Origin of the sequence: Achromobacter sp. (genome assembly GCF_049647645.1) — a bacterium.
Classification (GTDB): Bacteria; Pseudomonadota; Gammaproteobacteria; order Burkholderiales; family Burkholderiaceae_B; genus Achromobacter.
Genome location: NZ_JBARYB010000209.1, coordinates 53,188 through 68,304, shown reverse-complemented (window position 1 = coordinate 68,304; position 15,117 = coordinate 53,188). Strand labels below are relative to the sequence as shown.

Here is a 15,117-nt window from a genome sequence, read left to right as displayed (position 1 = left end):
GAAATATGAAGACAGTCTGGGCGCATATCCAGGGCGGTGTCGTCGTCGAGCTTACTGACGTCGATCCCGCGGGGCGATTTCATTCCGACTTCGTCTGGGTGATCGCAAATGGGGAAGTCGTGGTTGGAGACATGTTTGATGAAAGCGTGTTCTTCAAACCGGCGCCACTGCCGCAACCGGTCAAGACACGCTACACCGTAAGGGAATTCGTTCGCCGCTTCTCCATGGAAGAGCAGTTGGCAATACGCCAAGCGCAATTGACCGATATGAACGTCGGTCTTGTCTACGACGATTTCAACCGAGCGGACTTCATCGACCTGGAAGATCCGGCCGTCGCCGCGGGGATCGACCTGTACGTCAGCAAGGGCTTGCTGCCAGCGCAGCGGCGCGATGAGCTTCTTGCGCCTGGCATCTGACTATCGGACTGCCCATTGCGACGAACAGGCGTATCGAACGCTGTCTCACGAATACACCGGCCCGCTTCGGCGGGCCTTTTCTTTGTCTGCGAGGGATGAGATTGAACATCCAGGATTTCGACGCCCTTGCGGCAAAGCTCGCCGGCGTTCTGGGCGCAGCGGTTTCCATGCGCTATCTACAAGGATCATGGCCGGCCAGGCTGAGCATGGCGGCCAGCGGTTCGTTGGTGGCGTACTACGCCGCCCCGTATCTATCGCTGCTGCTGGAAATTCCGGAAGGCCTTGCCGGCTTCCTGACCGGCATGTTCGGCATGGCCATCGTCTCTCGGGGGTGGGAGGTGGTGCAGGCTGTCCCCATAGGCGCGCTGTGGCAGGCCGTGATTGACCGAGTGCGCGGCAGAGGGACGTGACGTGCATCGTTCCATTCATCCGGAGACCTCAACCGTGAGTACGTTTCAGCTATCCCAACGCAGCCTGGACCGCCTACTAGGCGTGCATCCTGACCTGGTCGCGATCGTCAAACTGGCGATTCAGCGCGCACCGGCAGATTTCACCGTGGTGGAGGGGGGGCGGACCATGGCGCGGCAACGCGAGCACGTCGCCAAGGGCGCCAGCCAGACAATGGCCAGCTACCACTTGCCGCAGGCGGATGGCCTAAGCCATGCCGTCGACCTGGCGCCCTTGATCGACGGGGCGATTCCCTGGAACAACTGGCAGGCCTTCACCGATCTGGCCTCTGTAGTCAAAACGTGCGCGGCGGAGCTCGGTGTTCCGGTGGAATGGGGGGGGGACTGGAAAACGCTCAGGGACGGGCCGCACTTCCAGATTCCGCGGGATTGGAAGCGGCGCGCGTGAATTCATCTCTTCGCGCCTTGATGCCATACCTGATCGAGGCGGCCTTGGTGGTCGCCATCGTCCTGGGGGTACGTTGGTATGGCGCAAGTCAGTACCAGGCCGGCATCGACCAGGCAAACACCGACTACGCACTGGCCGAACTCGCCGAGTTCAAGCGCCAGACGACACGCCTGGGCGGGATCTCCGAAACCCTGGAGGGCGCGCTCGCCGCGCTGCGCAACACCGCGCCCAAGACCATCGAGAGGTATACCCGTGTCGAGATCCAGAGTCCCTTGCCTGCTGGCTGCCGCATTGACGCTGAGCGGCTGCGGCACATCAACGAAGCCGGCCGCCTGGCCAATTCTGCCAGCCAATCTGGCCCAGCCGTGCCTGCCCGTGCCCGAGGTGAGCAGCGATAGCTGGGACGATCTGGCGCGCAGCTATATGGCATTGGCCATTCAGTATGGGGAGTGCGCGGCACGACATCACGCAGTCGTGCAGGCATGGGAAAGATCCTAGTGCGGCCTGGCTATTCCTCCGATGACGTCGCCTTGCGAAAGCGCATCTGGATTGCCGAGATCGGCCCGGCTGGCCATAGCTCTGGACCGCCTTTCACCACCCCAAGCAAAAGCCCGCAGGCACAAGCCGCGGGCTTTTCATTCCTACCCTTCAAAAGGACTTTTCTTCTTCCTGCGATTCACCGGCCGGAGAATTTCACCTGATTTGAGCCGGTACACGTCTTTACCCTCCCAGATCACGGCGCCGCCGGTGGACAGGCGGCATTGCAGCACTATGTGCGGATCGGGACTGTCGTCCGTCGCGGGTTCTTGAATGATATGCCGCTCGATCCGGTATTGGTCTCCAGCTGCCGAGACCGCAATCACATCCTCCAGTCGTCTGCACGAGATTGACATGATGAGCCTCCTTCACTTGCGCCACGTTGAAACCTGTGGTGCCGAGGTCATCGTCTCGATTGGCCGTATCGCTGTCAATGCTGCTGGGGTCCATCATCCATGCGTATGCGCGGCGCTCCCTGGGGAGCGTCGTGCATACGCATGAGGCGGTGCATGCGTTCGGTCTAGGCTGTTTTCAAGGCCGCGCGGGCGTTGAAATGCGGTGGCGGTTTGGTGTACTGGCGGGCGCCGCGGAGCCTGGACCCGACCTTATTCAAGCTTCACATTGGCGGACTGGATCACCGACCGCCACTTCTTGTAGTCCGCCGCGATCGTCTGCGAGAACTGCGCAGGCGTGGTCGGCATCGCGGTTGCGCCTTGGGCCGCCAGCGCGTCCTGCACATCCTTCAGCGCGAGGATCTTGTTGAGCTCCGTATTCAGCGTCTGGATGATGGGCTTGGGGGTGTTCGCGGGAGCCAGCAGTCCGTACCAGACGCGCACGTCGAAGTCGGGATAGCCGGATTCGGCGATAGTGGGCACGTCGGGCATGGCCGGGCTGCGCTTGAGCGAGGTCACCGCCAGCGGAATGGCGCTGCCGGCCTTGATCTGCGGCGCGGCCGAGGGGATGGATGTGAAGATGACGGGCACCTGGCCGCCGAGCAGGTCGGCCATGGCCGGCCCCGATCCCTTGTAAGGCACATGGACGAGCTTGATGCCTGCCTGAAGTTGCAGCAGTTCCGCGGCCAGGTGGGTGATGGTGCCCGCTCCCGGAGAACCGTAGTTGATCGTTCCTGGCGCCTTCTTGGCGGCGGCGATCAGGTCCTTGAGGGATTTGTACGGGCCGTTCTTGCCGGCGACGATCACCAGCGGGGCTTCGCCGACGATGCCTATGGGCTCGAAGTCCTTGACCGGGTCGTAGGCCAGCTTGGCGTAGAGCGAAGGGGCCACGGCCAGATTGTCCACCTGGCCCATGACGATCTCGTAGCCGTCGGGCTTGGCGCGCGCGGCGGTGGTGATGCCTATGGTGCCGCCGGCGCCGGGCCGGTTCTCGGCGACGACGTTCCATTTGACCGAGTCGGACAGCTTGGCGGCGACGGTGCGCGACAGGAAGTCGGTACCGCCGCCGGGGGTGAACGGCACGATCACGCGTATGGGCTGGTTCGGATACTGCTGTGCGGCGGCGGGGGCGCAGGCGGCGAGCGCGCAGGCCGAGAGCATAAGGGCACGTAGCATGGTTGTGGTCTCCATTCCTTGGTGGGCGCGTCCGGTCATGATCGCCAGACGTCGGTTGTTGCGGATGCTGCTGCCGCGTACTGCGGGTTCGGGGGCTGCGGGTGGATTCAGGACCTGGCTGGCTAGACGGCTCCTTTCTCGCGCAGTTGCCGGATCCGGGCGCCGGACAGGCCCAGTTCCTCCAGGACCGCGTCGGTGTCCGCGCCCAGCGCTGGCGCGGGGCTGCGGGCTTGGCAGGGCGCTTCTGCGAATTTGATCGGAAAGCCCAGCATGCGCACTTGCTGGCCGTCGGGATGGGGGACGTCCATGGCCATTTCCTGGTTCGCCACCTGCGGGTCGTCGAACACTTCCTGCAGGTTCAATACCTGTCCGCAAGGTACACCGTATTGGTTCAGACGTTCGATCCAATAGTGGCTATTTTCCTGGCGGGTGCGGGCTTCGATGGCGGCCTTGATGGATGCGCGGTTCAGCATGCGGTCGGCGTTGGCCAGGAACTCCGGATGCGCGCGCAGTTCGGGCAGTTCCAGCGCGTCCAGCAGTTTCTCGTACATGGCGTCGTTGGAAGGGGCGATCGCGACCTGGCCGTCGGCGGTCTCGAACAGCCCGTAGGGCGCGACGATGCCGTGGTCATTGCCGGTGCGAGGGGGCAGTTCGCCGCTGGCGAAGTAGTTCGAGGCCTGGAAACTGAGCAGTCCTATCATGCTGGACAGCAGGCTGACGCTGATGGAGTCGCCGCGGCCGGTGCGTTCGCGGCGCAAGAGCGCGGCGACCACGCCCAGCGCGCCGTTCAGGCCGGCTACCAGGTCGCTGATGGGCGGTCCCGCCCGCATGGGCGGATCGTTCTCGCCGCCGTTCAGGCTCATGAAGCCGCTCATGGCCTGGGCGATGAAGTCGAAGGCGGGCCGGTCGCGATAGGGGCCGGACGTGCCGAAGCCGTTGATGCTGCAATGGATGATGTCGGGCCGCAGGGCTTTCAGGGCATCGTCGCCGAAGCCCATCTTGTCCATGATGCCGGGCCGGTAGTTCTCGACCACGACGTCGCAATGCGGTATCAGCTGGCGCAGGATGTCCTTGCCTTCGGCGCTGTACAGATCCAGCGTTACCGAGCGCTTGTTGCGGTTGTAGTTGGCGAAGTACCAGCTCAGGCCGTCCTTGACCACGCCCTGGCGGCGGATCGGGTCGCCCTCGCCGGGAGCTTCGATCTTCAGCACCTCGGCGCCCATGTCGGCCAGTATGGAGGTGCAGTACGGCCCCGAGATGATGCGTGTCAGGTCCAGGACGCGGATTCCGGTAAGTGGCATGGTGTGCATCTGTTCAGGTTTCGGTTTTCGGTCAGCCGCCCAGTCCCGGCAGCCATAAGGTCAGTGGAGGAAAGGCGCAGATCAGCGCAAGGACGATCAGCGACCAGATGAAGAAGGGAATGATCTCGCGCACGATGGGGCCTATCGGAGTGCGGCCCACGGCGGAGGTGACGAACAGCAGGATGCCGACAGGCGGGGTCAGCATGCCCGTCATCAGGTTCAGGATCAGGATCATGGCGTACTGGATGGGGTCCATGCCCAGCTGGACGCCGATAGGCAGCAGCGCCGGCAAGGTGATGATCATCGCGGGCAGCGGTTCCAGGATCTTGCCCACCAGGATCAGGAACACGTTCACCGTCAACAGCACCACCCAGGGCTGGTCGGAGATGCCCAATATGCCCTGGGCGATGGTGGCCGCCACGCGCGACTCGCTGATCAGCCAGCTGAACGGCCCGGCGGCGGCCAGCAGGAACAGAACCACCGCCATGGTGCGTCCGGCCGAATAGAACGCCGAACCCAGTTCGCCCGGCTTCAGTTCCCGGTACACGGCCAGGCCCACGAGCAGGGCGTACATGGCAACGAACGCGGCCGCTTCGGTGTCGGTCAGGAGGCCGAAGCGTATGCCGGCGATGATCAGGACAGGCATCATCAGCGCCCAGATGGACGCGCGCGTGACCTTGGCCCGTTCGGGCCAACTGGCCCGCGGACGCGATTTGTAGCCATGCCGCCGCGCCTGCCAGGCGCAAATCGCCATGTAGCCTGCCAGCAGCATGAAGCCGGGAATGATGCCGGCCAGGAATAGGCGGATGATGGAGAGGTTGGCCAGCACCGCGTACACGATCATCGGGATCGATGGCGGCAGGATGGGGCCCAGCATGGCGCCGCAGGCGATGACGGCCTCGGGGTAGCCGCGGCGGTAGCCCTCCCGCTTCATCGAGGGGATCATCGCGGTGCCGATGGCGCTGGCGTCCGCCACGGCGGAACCGCTGATGCCGGCCATGACCAGGTTGGTGGTCAGGGACACTTGCGACAGGCTGCCGCGCATGTGTCCGACCATGGCCATGGACCAGTTGATGAGCCGCAGCGTGACGCCGCCGCGGTTCATCAGTTCGCCCGCCAGGATGAACAGCGGAATCGCGACCAGCGCGGTCTCGTCGATGCCGCCCAGCATCGAGAGCGGCGCCTGTGCGATATCGACGCCGCCGCCGCCCTTGAACAGCATGCCGATCAGGGCCGCGGTGATCATCGCGAAGCCTATGTCCAGCCCCAGCAGGATGAGCACGACGAAAAGCACAACGGCGAAGAGGATCATGGATGCGTTCCCGGAGTGTCGAGCTCGTCGCGCGCGAAGGCGTCATGCGGCGGGGGCGCGTTGGGGATCAGCAGGCGCAAGGCCAGGAACAGCATGAAGAACACCATGCCCACGGTCAGCGAGGCGTAGCTGACCGCGTAGGTGAACGGCGTCCCGACGATGTCCTGGAAGTTCCCCACGGCAACCACGTCCAGGCCCTTGTAGAACAGGGTCGCGGCCAGCGCCAGCAGCAGGGCGTCGAACAGGCGGTCGCGCGTGCGCCGCACGCGTTCCGGCAAATGGCGGTCGATGATGTCTATCACCACGTTGCGGCGCTCGCGCAGCGCCATGGCGGCGCCGACGAACGCACACCACAGCATGCCTATGCGTGCGACCTGGTCCCAGGCGTCGAACTGCGTTTTCAGCAGATACCGGTCCAGGACCTGGGCGAAGCAGAACACCAGCACCATGGCCAAGGTGAGGGTGACCGCGAGCCGGCCGATCCAGCACACGGTACGGTCGGCTCGCAGTACCAGTCCGCGCCAGCCGGATGGGGCGTGGGCCGCGGAGCGTAGCGTCGTCGCGGGCATGGGCGCGGCCATCTCCTACTCCTGCATCTTCTGGATGCGTTCGACCATGCCGGCCGGCCAATCCTTGCCTTCGTACTGCTGATAGACGGTGGCCAGGGCCGCCTTGAACGCGGCCTTGTCGGGCTGCGTGTACGTGACCCCGGCTTGCTTCAGGATCTTGACCGCGTTGTCGTCCAGCTCCTGGTCCAGCTTGGTGGCGACCTTGCCGCCGGCCTTGGCTGCCTCGGTCAGCGCCTGGCGCTGCTTGGCGTCCAGGCTTTGCCAGACGCGTTCGGAAATGAACCAGCCGGTCAACTCGTAGGCGTGATCGGTGGCTGCCCAGTACTTGGCTTCTTCATGGAAGCGCAGCGGAATCGACAGGTCGAAGCCGTTGTCCTGGCCGTCTATCATGCCGCGACCCAGCGCCGTGTAGATTTCGGTCATGCCCAGCGGCACGACCTGTGCGCCCAGCTTTTCGAAGGTGGTTTTCAGGATGGGAATGGACGGGATGCGCAGCTTCAGGCCCTTGACGTCCTCCGGCTTGTTGATCGCGCGCGACACGGTTTGCAGCGCGCGCGGCGAGCGTATGCCGAAGGCCGCGAATACCCGCACGCCGGATTTCTTGGCGACGTCGTCGAAGATCTGGGCGAACTCGTCGCTGTTGATGATGCGTTCTGCCTGTTCGCCGCTCTTGAAAAGATAAGGCGCGTACAGGATGTTCAGCGGTTGGGCGCCGCGCAGGAACACGACTGAGCCCAGGCCGAAGTAGCCCATGTCCAGCGTACCCAATTGCATGGAAGACAGGATCTTGCTGATGTCGCCCAATTGCCCGTCTGTATAGATGTGCACTTGCAGGTCGTTCTGGGATTGCTTGGCGGCTTCCTCGGCGAAGGCGCGCATGGCGTGGTCCCAGGGGCTGTTGGACGCGGCGATGGTCGCGATCTTCATTTCCCGCGCCTGCGCCTCGTCCATGGGCGCGAGCGCCCCGGCTAGGGTGACCGACAGCGCCAGCAGGGATGCCGAGGCGCGGACCAGGAACGGCGAGTGTTTTTTGTTCATGATGTCTCCTCCGGAATGCGGATCCGGCCTACCAGTTCCAGTGCACGGGCTTGATGCCGGCGACCGGCGAATCGAACACCGCCAGGCTTGAACCATTGATGCAGCCCATGTAGGCGGTCTTGCGGTCGGGGCCGCCGAACGCCAGGCTGGTGATGTTCTGCAGCCGCTTGCTGTGGTTGTCGTAGACCATGGGGCGGCTCAGGCGGTTGGCCAGGTACTCGGCCTCCAGCCGGTCGATGTGCGCGGCGTCGCCGTCTTCCAGCACGAGCTGCTGCTCCCCTTTGGGGCTGACCCGTATCACCCGGTTGGAGACCACGCTGACCACCCAGATGTGGCCTTCTTCATCGACCGCCATGCCGTCGGGATAGGTGCCCTTGCCGAATTCCGTGACGACCGTGCGTTCGCTGAGGTCGCCGTTGGCGCCGATGCGAAAGCGCAGCAGGCGCCGGCCGAAGGTTTCGTTGACGTACAGATGCGTGCCGCCGGGATCGGTGCGGCATTCGTTGGTCCAATGCACGTCCTGCGCGACGATGCGCGTGCCGTGTTCATCATGCAGGGCGATGAAGCCGTCGGCGATGTCGCGGCGGAACTGGTGGTCGCCGCGGCGCACGGTGCTGACGCAGATCCACAGGCGCTCGCGGTCGTCCAGCCAGACGAAGTTGACGCCGGGCAGGCGCACGCCGTCGATTTCCATGATGTAGGGTTCGGCGGCGCCGTCGCGCTGCACGCGCCAGACGCCGCCGTCGTCGGCCAGGTTCGCCACGGCGAACGAGCCGTCGCGCAGCAGCGCGAAGCCGTTGGGGATCAGGCCGGGCTGGGCGCCGATCAGGCGGGCGTTGCCGTTGGGCAGGATGTGGCGTATGCCGCCGGCCTTGTCCGACACGTAGAGATCGCCCGCCGCCGTGCTCAGCACGCATTCGGGGCGGTTCAAGTTGACGCCGGTCTCGCGCACGGCCGAGAGACCGAGCAGCGCATCGCGATTCGATTTACTGTCCATGCGGTCTCCTCAGCCGACCGCGCCGGCGGCGACGTTGTAGTCGTGCAGATGCAGGCGCGGCCCCGCCTTCATCAACTGGCCGGGCAGACCGCGGCCGACGATGCCTTCCAGCCGCTGGGCTACCTTGATCAGCGCGCCCAAATCGATGCCGCTGTCCACGCCCATCTCGTCCAGCAGGTAGATCAGGTCTTCGGTACAGATGTTGCCGGTGGCGCCGGGTGCGAACGGACAGCCGCCCAGCCCGGCCAGCGAGGACTCGTACGACGTGACGCCGGCGCGCAGGCCTTCCACCACGTTCACCAGGCCGATGCCGCGCGTGTTGTGGAAGTGCAGCGAGATCTTGATGTCGGGATGGTCGGCGCGCAGCGCTTCCACCGTGCCGCGCACCAGTTTGGGCGTGGCCATGCCGGTGGTGTCTCCCAGCGTCACGGCGTCGAAGCCCTGGCGCGCGAAATGGTCGAAGATGGTCCGGATGCGGCCCAGGTCCACGTCGCCTTCGAAGGGGCAGCCGAAGGCGACGGCAATCGCGCCCTTGCGCTTGATGGGGTGGTCCTTCAGCAGTTGCGCGATGTCCTCGATGTCGCGCAGCGATTGTTCGACGGGACGGTTCAGGTTCTTGGTGTTGTGGCTTTCGGTGGCGGACAGGAAGACGACGATCTCGTCGGCCTGCGATTGCAGGGCGCGTTCGACGCCCTTGCGGTTGGGCGCCAGCGCACCCAGCACCACGCCCGGGCGCTTGCGCACGCCCTGCAGCACTTCCTGGGCGTCGCGCATCTGCGGCACGGCGCGCGGCGAGACGAAGGACGTCGCTTCGAAGTGCCGCACGCCGGCATCTATCAGTGCATTCAGGATCTGGATTTTGGTGTCGGTGGGCACGAACTCGGACTCGATCTGCAGTCCGTCGCGCATGCCGACTTCCACGATTTCGACTCGGTCTGGAAGGCTCACGGCTTGTCGTCTCCTGGCGCCCGGATCCTGCGCCCGCAAGGGCCTCGCGCGGCGATGTCCGGGATATGGGTTGTCGGTCACTATCTTCAGTGAAGGACCTTGGCGGGACAAATCGTGAATATTCGGCGGGGTATCGCGAAACGCGATGCCTGCAGCCGCATGCTTCGCGCGCGGGCAGGCCTGGCTGCCTTATTGCTGCGTTGCGGCTTGGACGATCAGGTGATCCAGCAGCAGCCGGGCGGCTCCCGACAGCGATTCGTTGCTGCGCACGCACAATTTCAATTGGCGGCGTGCCCAGACATCGGTCAGCGGAATGATGCAAAGCTCGTCACACACATACGCGGACAGGGCCTTGGCGGGCACGATGCCTATCCCCAGGTCCGCGCGCACCATGGATACCAGCGCGTCATAGGATGTGACCTGGAAACGCAGCCGCAGCGAGCGGTTCATGGAGGCGGCCTCGCGCGTAAACAGATAGTTGGCGGCGCTGCCCCGGTGCATGCCCACGTGGTCGTAATCCAGCGTATCGGCAAACGACACTTGTGGGTGCCGTGACAGCGGGTGTCCCGCTGGTGCGACCAGCGCCATGACGTCGCGATGGTAGGGAAATATGTCCAGTCCGTTCTCGTCATCGGACTGCGTGTAGACGCCGATGTCGGCGACGTTGTCGATCACGGCGCGCGTGACGCCGGCGCTGACGGATTCCTCCAGATCGATCTGCACGTTGGGGTGTTGCGTCATGAAGCGGCGCAGTTCCATGGGCAGGAACTGGGCGATGGAGGACAGGTTCGCCGCGACGCGCACCCGGCCGCGCAAGCCGGTGGAGTAGTCGCGGATCTCCGCGGCCAGATCCTGGGTCTGGTGCAGCAGGGTGCGTGCGCGCCGCGCCAGCGCATGCGCGGCGCTGGTCGGCTCCACGCCGCGCGCATGGCGCTGAAACAGCGGCACGTCCAGGACGCGTTCGAGCTCGGACAAGCGCTTGGAGAGCGCGGATGGCGCGATGTGTTCGCGCGTGGCGGCAGCGGCGATGCTGCCTTCTTCCAGCACTGCCAGGAACACCTGCAGGGTATACAGATCCAGACGAGGGGTCATGGGTAGTCGCGCATAGACACGTCCGCGAGGATAGCGGGTGTCTTGCGCGGCGGACCTAGGGGATTACGCTTAGCCGATTTCCACCCAGCCCGGCGCCGTGTCCTGCGCCAGCAGCTCGCCGACGGTGGTCACGGCGATCCGGCCGTCGGCTGTTCCCAAAGCCAGTTGTTCGCCATGCGCGTCCATGGCGTGGACCAGCGCAGGCAGACCGTCCAACCGCATTGCGGCGCGCAGCCGGACGGCGCCCGACGCGGCGTCCAGCAGCAACAGGCCGCCGTCCAGGAACGCGGCCGCGATCAGTCCGAGGGCGGGCAGGAATATGACTGCGCTGGCCGAGGCGGTGGTTGGATGGCGCCAGAGTTCGCGGTCGCGGTCCAGCGGCTTGCGGTAGATGAAGCCGGCGCAGGCGACGTTGACGGCGGGAGAGTAGTGCCGGCCGCTGACAACCAGGCCCGCGCCTTGCGCATCCTCGACATGGCAGCCGCAAAGCTCCATGGCGTGGCTGTCGGGCTTGCCGTTGGCCTTGAGTACGGGCCAAAGCGGCTTGGCCCGGCCGTCGGGCGCGACCATGCACAGGCGCTTGGCCTCGTGGGAGCTCGCGGGCGTGCCTTGCACGCAGAACAGCGACGGCGCGCCGCTGATGCGGATGTAATGATTGAAGCAGTCGTAGTGCCCCAGGTCCACGCGCCGTTCAGCGCCTGAATGCAGGTCGCGCAAGCGGTCCCGCGCATTCTTGGCGGCTGGGACGCGGTTCATGCGGCCCAGCAATACGCCGGCGGACGATGCCGAGAATGTGAATTCGCCGTCGTACTCGGCAACGAGTTTCAGTCCTTCGTCCGTCAGCGAGTAAAGCCTGGAGTCCTGGCGCCACGTCATGCCAGGCCGTTTCGAAGGCTCCACGACATGCACGTGGATGCCGGCAGCCCGGATGATCTCGGCTCCGTACCCGGGGCCTGTGTATGTTGCGGCCGGGCCGCCGCCGATATCATGGATTTCGAGTAGGCAGCCGTCATGCGCGGCGGCGATGCGTTGGCTGTCCAGCCACGCGAGATCGTGGATGGCGCCGCGGTTCGCCAGTTCGGGCAGACCCAGCCATTGCGCAAGACGAGCATGGGGCGCCGGCGTGTCGACGGACGGCCCGTCCGCTGGCGCGAGCGCATCGCGGGAGAGTTCCAGATCCGCGGGGCGGGGAGAAGAGCAGATCGCTGCGTCGTAGGGGATGCACACCGCAAACAGGGTGTTGAACGCGGCGTCGGGCACGTCATCCGGCAGTCCCTCCCACTCTTCGTCCCAGGGCCGGACCCACGCCTCGATCTGATCGCCGGCGGCGTTGTAGGCGCAGCGCACGACTTCGGGGATACGGCTGAAGAACCGCTGCCGCCGGCCGCTACGCCAGTCCCATGCGAGCAGGTCGCCTTCGAACAGGTAGCCGCCGTCATAGCTGCCGGCGCCTATGGCAACGACGCTCTGGGTCGGATGGAAGGCCACGTCGTTGACGGGGAAGCGCAGATCGTCGAGGGCGGCGAATGGCGCGAGGCCGCCGCGGCGGTACAGGGCGACGCGGTATCGCAGGGCTTGTCCGCCGTAAGCGGCGCGCGCGCGCGGATTGGCCAGCAAGGGAAATTCGGAAGCCACGGCGGCGATTTCGCCGGCCGGGTCGAAAAACACGCCAATAATCTTGCCGCTGCCCCGCAGCGGCGGATCCGTGATCATGGCCATCGCCAGTTCTCCGCGCGGCTGCGCCTTGTCGATGCCGAATGCTAGCGCAGGTTGCGCAGTTATTCCGCCTGCGCCGCTAGCGTTCGTCCACCGTTCGGAGCAGGGGAGAATCGAACATGGCGGCAGGCGAAATGATGGGTTCATCCCAGGGGATGTCCCGACCGTAGCGTTCCTGCATCTTGGCGCGCACCGCCGGGGACGAGAGGTCGAAGCGCTTGAGCGGCGCGAGCGCCCCGATTTCCACGCCCAGCGCGCGCTGGTAGACCTTCCAGACCAATTCCGAGCAGTAGATCCTGTCGTCCGACCAGGCGAACACCAGGTCGTAGGGCTTGCCCATGAACGCGGCGCCGGCGTTCGCCAGCTGTATCCGCGCGGCAGGCGTGAGCTGCGCATCGTCGCGCAGGCGCTTGACCACGTAGTGGCCGCGCTCGCCTTGCGCGGCCCATTGGTCCAGCGGCGTGTAGCTGACGCTGGCCGCAGCCTCCAGCACATAGGGGCGGCCCTGGCGCGTGACGATCATGCCCATGTGGCTATATGGAGAATGCGTGGCCTGCTGGATGGCCAGGCTTTGCGCAGAGCGGGATTGCTGGAATACCAGGTCGCCCGTCTGGATATCGGCGGTTGCGGCTGCAGCCAGGGAAAGCGCGGACAGTGCGGCCGCCGTGACGGCGCGTGCCCATGGCGCCTGGCTCATGGGCGAGCCCGGCTGGCGGCCGGCGTCTCCTTCTTTGCGCGGGGTTTGGCCGCGGGTTTCGGGTCTTGGACGGGAGCGTCGAACTCCTGTTTATTGCGTTCGCCCCGCGGGGTATTTTCCGGATGCGGCTTGGGAAAAGCCCAGGGCTTGGTTTTCTGATCCATTGCATGTACTCCTTGCACAGGCGGAACAGTAGCATTAGCCGTGGCGCTGGGTAAGTGAGGGTTGACGTCAATATTCATCACATCGTGATTTTCAGGTGAAAAAAAGATGGATTCGACCCGCTCCAGCCCTTTATGTTCCGCCCTGAAGGATCAGGACCTCTCAACACCGATAGGACGCTCCTGCCGGTATGGATGCAGACGCTAGCCGGCTTCCGGTCGGTCTTCCAGCCAGATGCGGTCGAACTGTTCACGCGCTTGGCGCGCCCAGTCGTCGATGGCGCTGCGCACGTCGTCCGCGGTGGGCTTGCGGTCCGAGGGCAGATTGCTGCCCGTGACAGTGCCCAGCGAGGTGATGAGCAACTCGTTGGTGTTGGCGTCGCGCAGGGCGGCTTCGAGCAACAGGCGCGCGGACTGGTCGCGGTAGCCGGCCGCCTTGACGGTCTGGCCGATCACGAAGCCGATGGGGATGTATTCCATCATCCTGGGGTCGCGATCGTTGCGGAACGTGCCGGTGATGGCGGCGCTCAGGCGCAGCGCGTGCGGCGCGGGCCGGGTCAGCAGTTGGTAGCCGGCTTGCTCGAACTCGCGCCGGATCGCCTCGTTCAGGTAGGCCAGCGCGCGTTCGCGCATGGCGCTGTCGCCCTTCATGTTCAACTCGTCCGGCCGGTCGCCCTGGATGTACTGCACCGGTTCCAGGATGAGCTTCTTCTCGTACTGGCTGCCGATGGGCGGACCGGGACGCACCCAGACCATACCGGCGCTCCAGTCGGGATCCTGTTTGAGCCGGCTTTGGTTTTCGCCCAGGGAAGTGGAGTAGTTCTGCGGCTTGGGCAGGTTGGTGCAGCCGGCAAGGCCGATCACCGCACAGCAGGCGGCCAGAGCGAGGCGGATCTTCATGTTCTTCTCTTCCTGAAAGTGACGCCCGGCGCGGCGGACGGAAGCGCCGCACGCGCGCCGGGCCGGCCCAATTATTGCTCCATTCCGCACCGGATCTTCTGCTTTTGGGGAGAGTGAAATTCCAATTCCGCTGGAAAGCAGAATTCCATTGCGGGAAAACCGAAATCTTGTTTTGGGCAAACCGACGCGCCATTGCGGGTAAGCCGTAATAGCCGCCGCAAGATGCCGCCGCGGGACTACGATGGACGAGTGAACATAGGGAGACAACTATGGACACCGCCAAGGAATGGTATGCCGCCGTCAAGGATTGGCAGCGGGCCCGCGACGCGCTCACCGCCGCGATCGCCGCGATCAAGTGGCCGAATCCCACGCAGGATTGCCTGGACACCTACGACCGCGCCTACACCAACGAAACCGGGGCCCGGGACCGCATGAACCAGGCATACGAACGCGTGCGACGATAGCCGCGCGCGCATCTGCTCCGAGGCCACGGCGGGCATTGCTACACTGCCGCGCATGACGGACCAACAACGGAAATTCGTGATCAGGCCAGCCCGGCCTGAGGATGCGGCCTTGCTCGAAGACCTGTTGATGCGCACCTACGAAGGCACGTGGATGCCCGAGATGACGGCGGAAAGGGACCGGCAGTTCCGCGCCAGCGGCAAGACGGCCGAGTACGTGCGCACGCGGGGAAACCTCTTCATGGTGTGCGAAATAGACGGCGCGCCGGCGGGCATGGCGGATTGGGAGAACGACTTCATCTGGGCCTTGCACGTGCATCCGGCAAGGCAAGGCCAGGGCGTCGGCGGCGCCTTGCTGGCGTGGATGGAAGCCGCCATCCGCGACGCGGGATTCGAGCGTGCGCGGCTGGAGACGGACTCCTTCAACAAGCGCAGCCGCCAGTTCTACGGCAAGCACGGGTACGCCGAAATCGATACCTATCCCGATGAAGAATGGGATAGCGGCTTCACCACCATCCTGCTGCAAAAGCGCTTGGCGGCGTGAGGCTT

General features: G+C 65.0%; 20 protein-coding genes. 7 read left to right on the top strand and 13 right to left on the bottom strand.

Translation table 11 applies throughout. From position 1 onward, the window contains the following. The first annotated feature begins 5 nt into the window (after positions 1-5). The 5 genes from WBB14_RS23680 (at position 6) to WBB14_RS23660 (ending at position 1,769) form a co-directional block, all read left to right on the top strand. Positions 6-416 (top strand): hypothetical protein, encoded by a 411-nt coding sequence (locus tag WBB14_RS23680; protein WP_424242004.1) that lies wholly within the window; start codon positions 6-8, stop codon positions 414-416. Positions 417-583: 167 nt separating this feature from the next. After that, the gene (locus WBB14_RS23675) at positions 584-826 is read left to right on the top strand and encodes a hypothetical protein (protein ID WP_424242003.1); all 243 of its coding nucleotides are present in this window, start codon (positions 584-586) and stop codon (positions 824-826) included. A gap of 34 nt (positions 827-860) precedes the next feature. Then, positions 861-1,271, top strand: a complete 411-nt coding sequence (locus tag WBB14_RS23670; RefSeq protein WP_424242002.1) for a M15 family metallopeptidase — start codon at positions 861-863, stop codon at positions 1,269-1,271. Continuing rightward, complete coding sequence (locus WBB14_RS23665; RefSeq protein ID WP_424242001.1) at positions 1,268-1,669, top strand: hypothetical protein; 402 nt, start codon at positions 1,268-1,270, stop codon at positions 1,667-1,669. Before WBB14_RS23670 ends, WBB14_RS23665 begins: the two co-directional genes overlap by 4 nt. After that, on the top strand, positions 1,611-1,769 hold the full coding sequence (locus tag WBB14_RS23660) for a hypothetical protein (protein WP_424242057.1): 159 nt from the start codon (positions 1,611-1,613) through the stop codon (positions 1,767-1,769). The genes WBB14_RS23665 and WBB14_RS23660 overlap by 59 nt, the downstream gene beginning before the upstream one ends. 143 nt (positions 1,770-1,912) lie before the next feature. Here the strand turns inward: WBB14_RS23660 and WBB14_RS23655 are convergent, their stop codons facing one another. The 13 genes from WBB14_RS23655 to WBB14_RS23595 form a co-directional block, all read right to left on the bottom strand. After that, positions 1,913-2,164 carry a hypothetical protein gene (locus tag WBB14_RS23655; protein ID WP_118933185.1) on the bottom strand — a complete coding sequence of 84 codons (252 nt, stop codon included), beginning with the start codon at positions 2,162-2,164 and terminating at the stop codon, positions 1,913-1,915. Between the two features lie 249 nt (positions 2,165-2,413). Continuing rightward, a complete protein-coding gene (locus tag WBB14_RS23650) occupies positions 2,414-3,376 on the bottom strand; it encodes a Bug family tripartite tricarboxylate transporter substrate binding protein (protein WP_424242000.1) in 963 nt (320 codons plus the stop codon). Between the two features lie 122 nt (positions 3,377-3,498). Then, on the bottom strand, positions 3,499-4,677 hold the full coding sequence (locus tag WBB14_RS23645) for a CaiB/BaiF CoA transferase family protein (RefSeq protein WP_424241999.1): 1,179 nt from the start codon (positions 4,675-4,677) through the stop codon (positions 3,499-3,501). A 31-nt stretch (positions 4,678-4,708) separates the two neighbouring features. Beyond that, positions 4,709-5,989 carry a TRAP transporter large permease gene (locus WBB14_RS23640; protein ID WP_424241998.1) on the bottom strand — a complete coding sequence of 427 codons (1,281 nt, stop codon included), beginning with the start codon at positions 5,987-5,989 and terminating at the stop codon, positions 4,709-4,711. Beyond that, positions 5,986-6,570 carry a TRAP transporter small permease gene (locus WBB14_RS23635; protein WP_424241997.1) on the bottom strand — a complete coding sequence of 195 codons (585 nt, stop codon included), beginning with the start codon at positions 6,568-6,570 and terminating at the stop codon, positions 5,986-5,988. The genes WBB14_RS23640 and WBB14_RS23635 overlap by 4 nt, the downstream gene beginning before the upstream one ends. Before the next feature lie 3 nt (positions 6,571-6,573). Further along, the gene (locus tag WBB14_RS23630) at positions 6,574-7,596 is read right to left on the bottom strand and encodes a TRAP transporter substrate-binding protein (protein ID WP_424241996.1); all 1,023 of its coding nucleotides are present in this window, start codon (positions 7,594-7,596) and stop codon (positions 6,574-6,576) included. Between the two features lie 28 nt (positions 7,597-7,624). Further along, positions 7,625-8,593, bottom strand: coding sequence for an SMP-30/gluconolactonase/LRE family protein (locus tag WBB14_RS23625; RefSeq protein ID WP_424241995.1), 969 nt, complete (start codon positions 8,591-8,593; stop codon positions 7,625-7,627). Between the two features lie 9 nt (positions 8,594-8,602). Continuing rightward, positions 8,603-9,541, bottom strand: coding sequence for a hydroxymethylglutaryl-CoA lyase (locus WBB14_RS23620; protein WP_424241994.1), 939 nt, complete (start codon positions 9,539-9,541; stop codon positions 8,603-8,605). 189 nt (positions 9,542-9,730) lie between these two features. Beyond that, positions 9,731-10,633, bottom strand: a complete 903-nt coding sequence (locus tag WBB14_RS23615; RefSeq protein WP_424241993.1) for a LysR family transcriptional regulator — start codon at positions 10,631-10,633, stop codon at positions 9,731-9,733. A 69-nt stretch (positions 10,634-10,702) separates the two neighbouring features. Then, the gene (locus WBB14_RS23610) at positions 10,703-12,352 is read right to left on the bottom strand and encodes a hypothetical protein (protein ID WP_424241992.1); all 1,650 of its coding nucleotides are present in this window, start codon (positions 12,350-12,352) and stop codon (positions 10,703-10,705) included. Between the two features lie 76 nt (positions 12,353-12,428). Beyond that, complete coding sequence (locus tag WBB14_RS23605; RefSeq protein ID WP_424241991.1) at positions 12,429-13,046, bottom strand: YiiX family permuted papain-like enzyme; 618 nt, start codon at positions 13,044-13,046, stop codon at positions 12,429-12,431. Next, on the bottom strand, positions 13,043-13,210 hold the full coding sequence (locus WBB14_RS23600) for a hypothetical protein (RefSeq protein WP_332016327.1): 168 nt from the start codon (positions 13,208-13,210) through the stop codon (positions 13,043-13,045). The genes WBB14_RS23605 and WBB14_RS23600 overlap by 4 nt, the downstream gene beginning before the upstream one ends. A 201-nt stretch (positions 13,211-13,411) precedes the next feature. Continuing rightward, positions 13,412-14,107, bottom strand: coding sequence for a DUF3313 domain-containing protein (locus WBB14_RS23595; protein WP_424241990.1), 696 nt, complete (start codon positions 14,105-14,107; stop codon positions 13,412-13,414). 269 nt (positions 14,108-14,376) lie between these two features. Between WBB14_RS23595 and WBB14_RS23590 the strand changes: the two genes are divergently transcribed. After that, positions 14,377-14,571, top strand: coding sequence for a hypothetical protein (locus WBB14_RS23590; RefSeq protein WP_424241989.1), 195 nt, complete (start codon positions 14,377-14,379; stop codon positions 14,569-14,571). A 52-nt stretch (positions 14,572-14,623) separates the two neighbouring features. After that, positions 14,624-15,112 carry an N-acetyltransferase family protein gene (locus tag WBB14_RS23585; RefSeq protein WP_424241988.1) on the top strand — a complete coding sequence of 163 codons (489 nt, stop codon included), beginning with the start codon at positions 14,624-14,626 and terminating at the stop codon, positions 15,110-15,112. Positions 15,113-15,117: the final 5 nt, after the last annotated feature.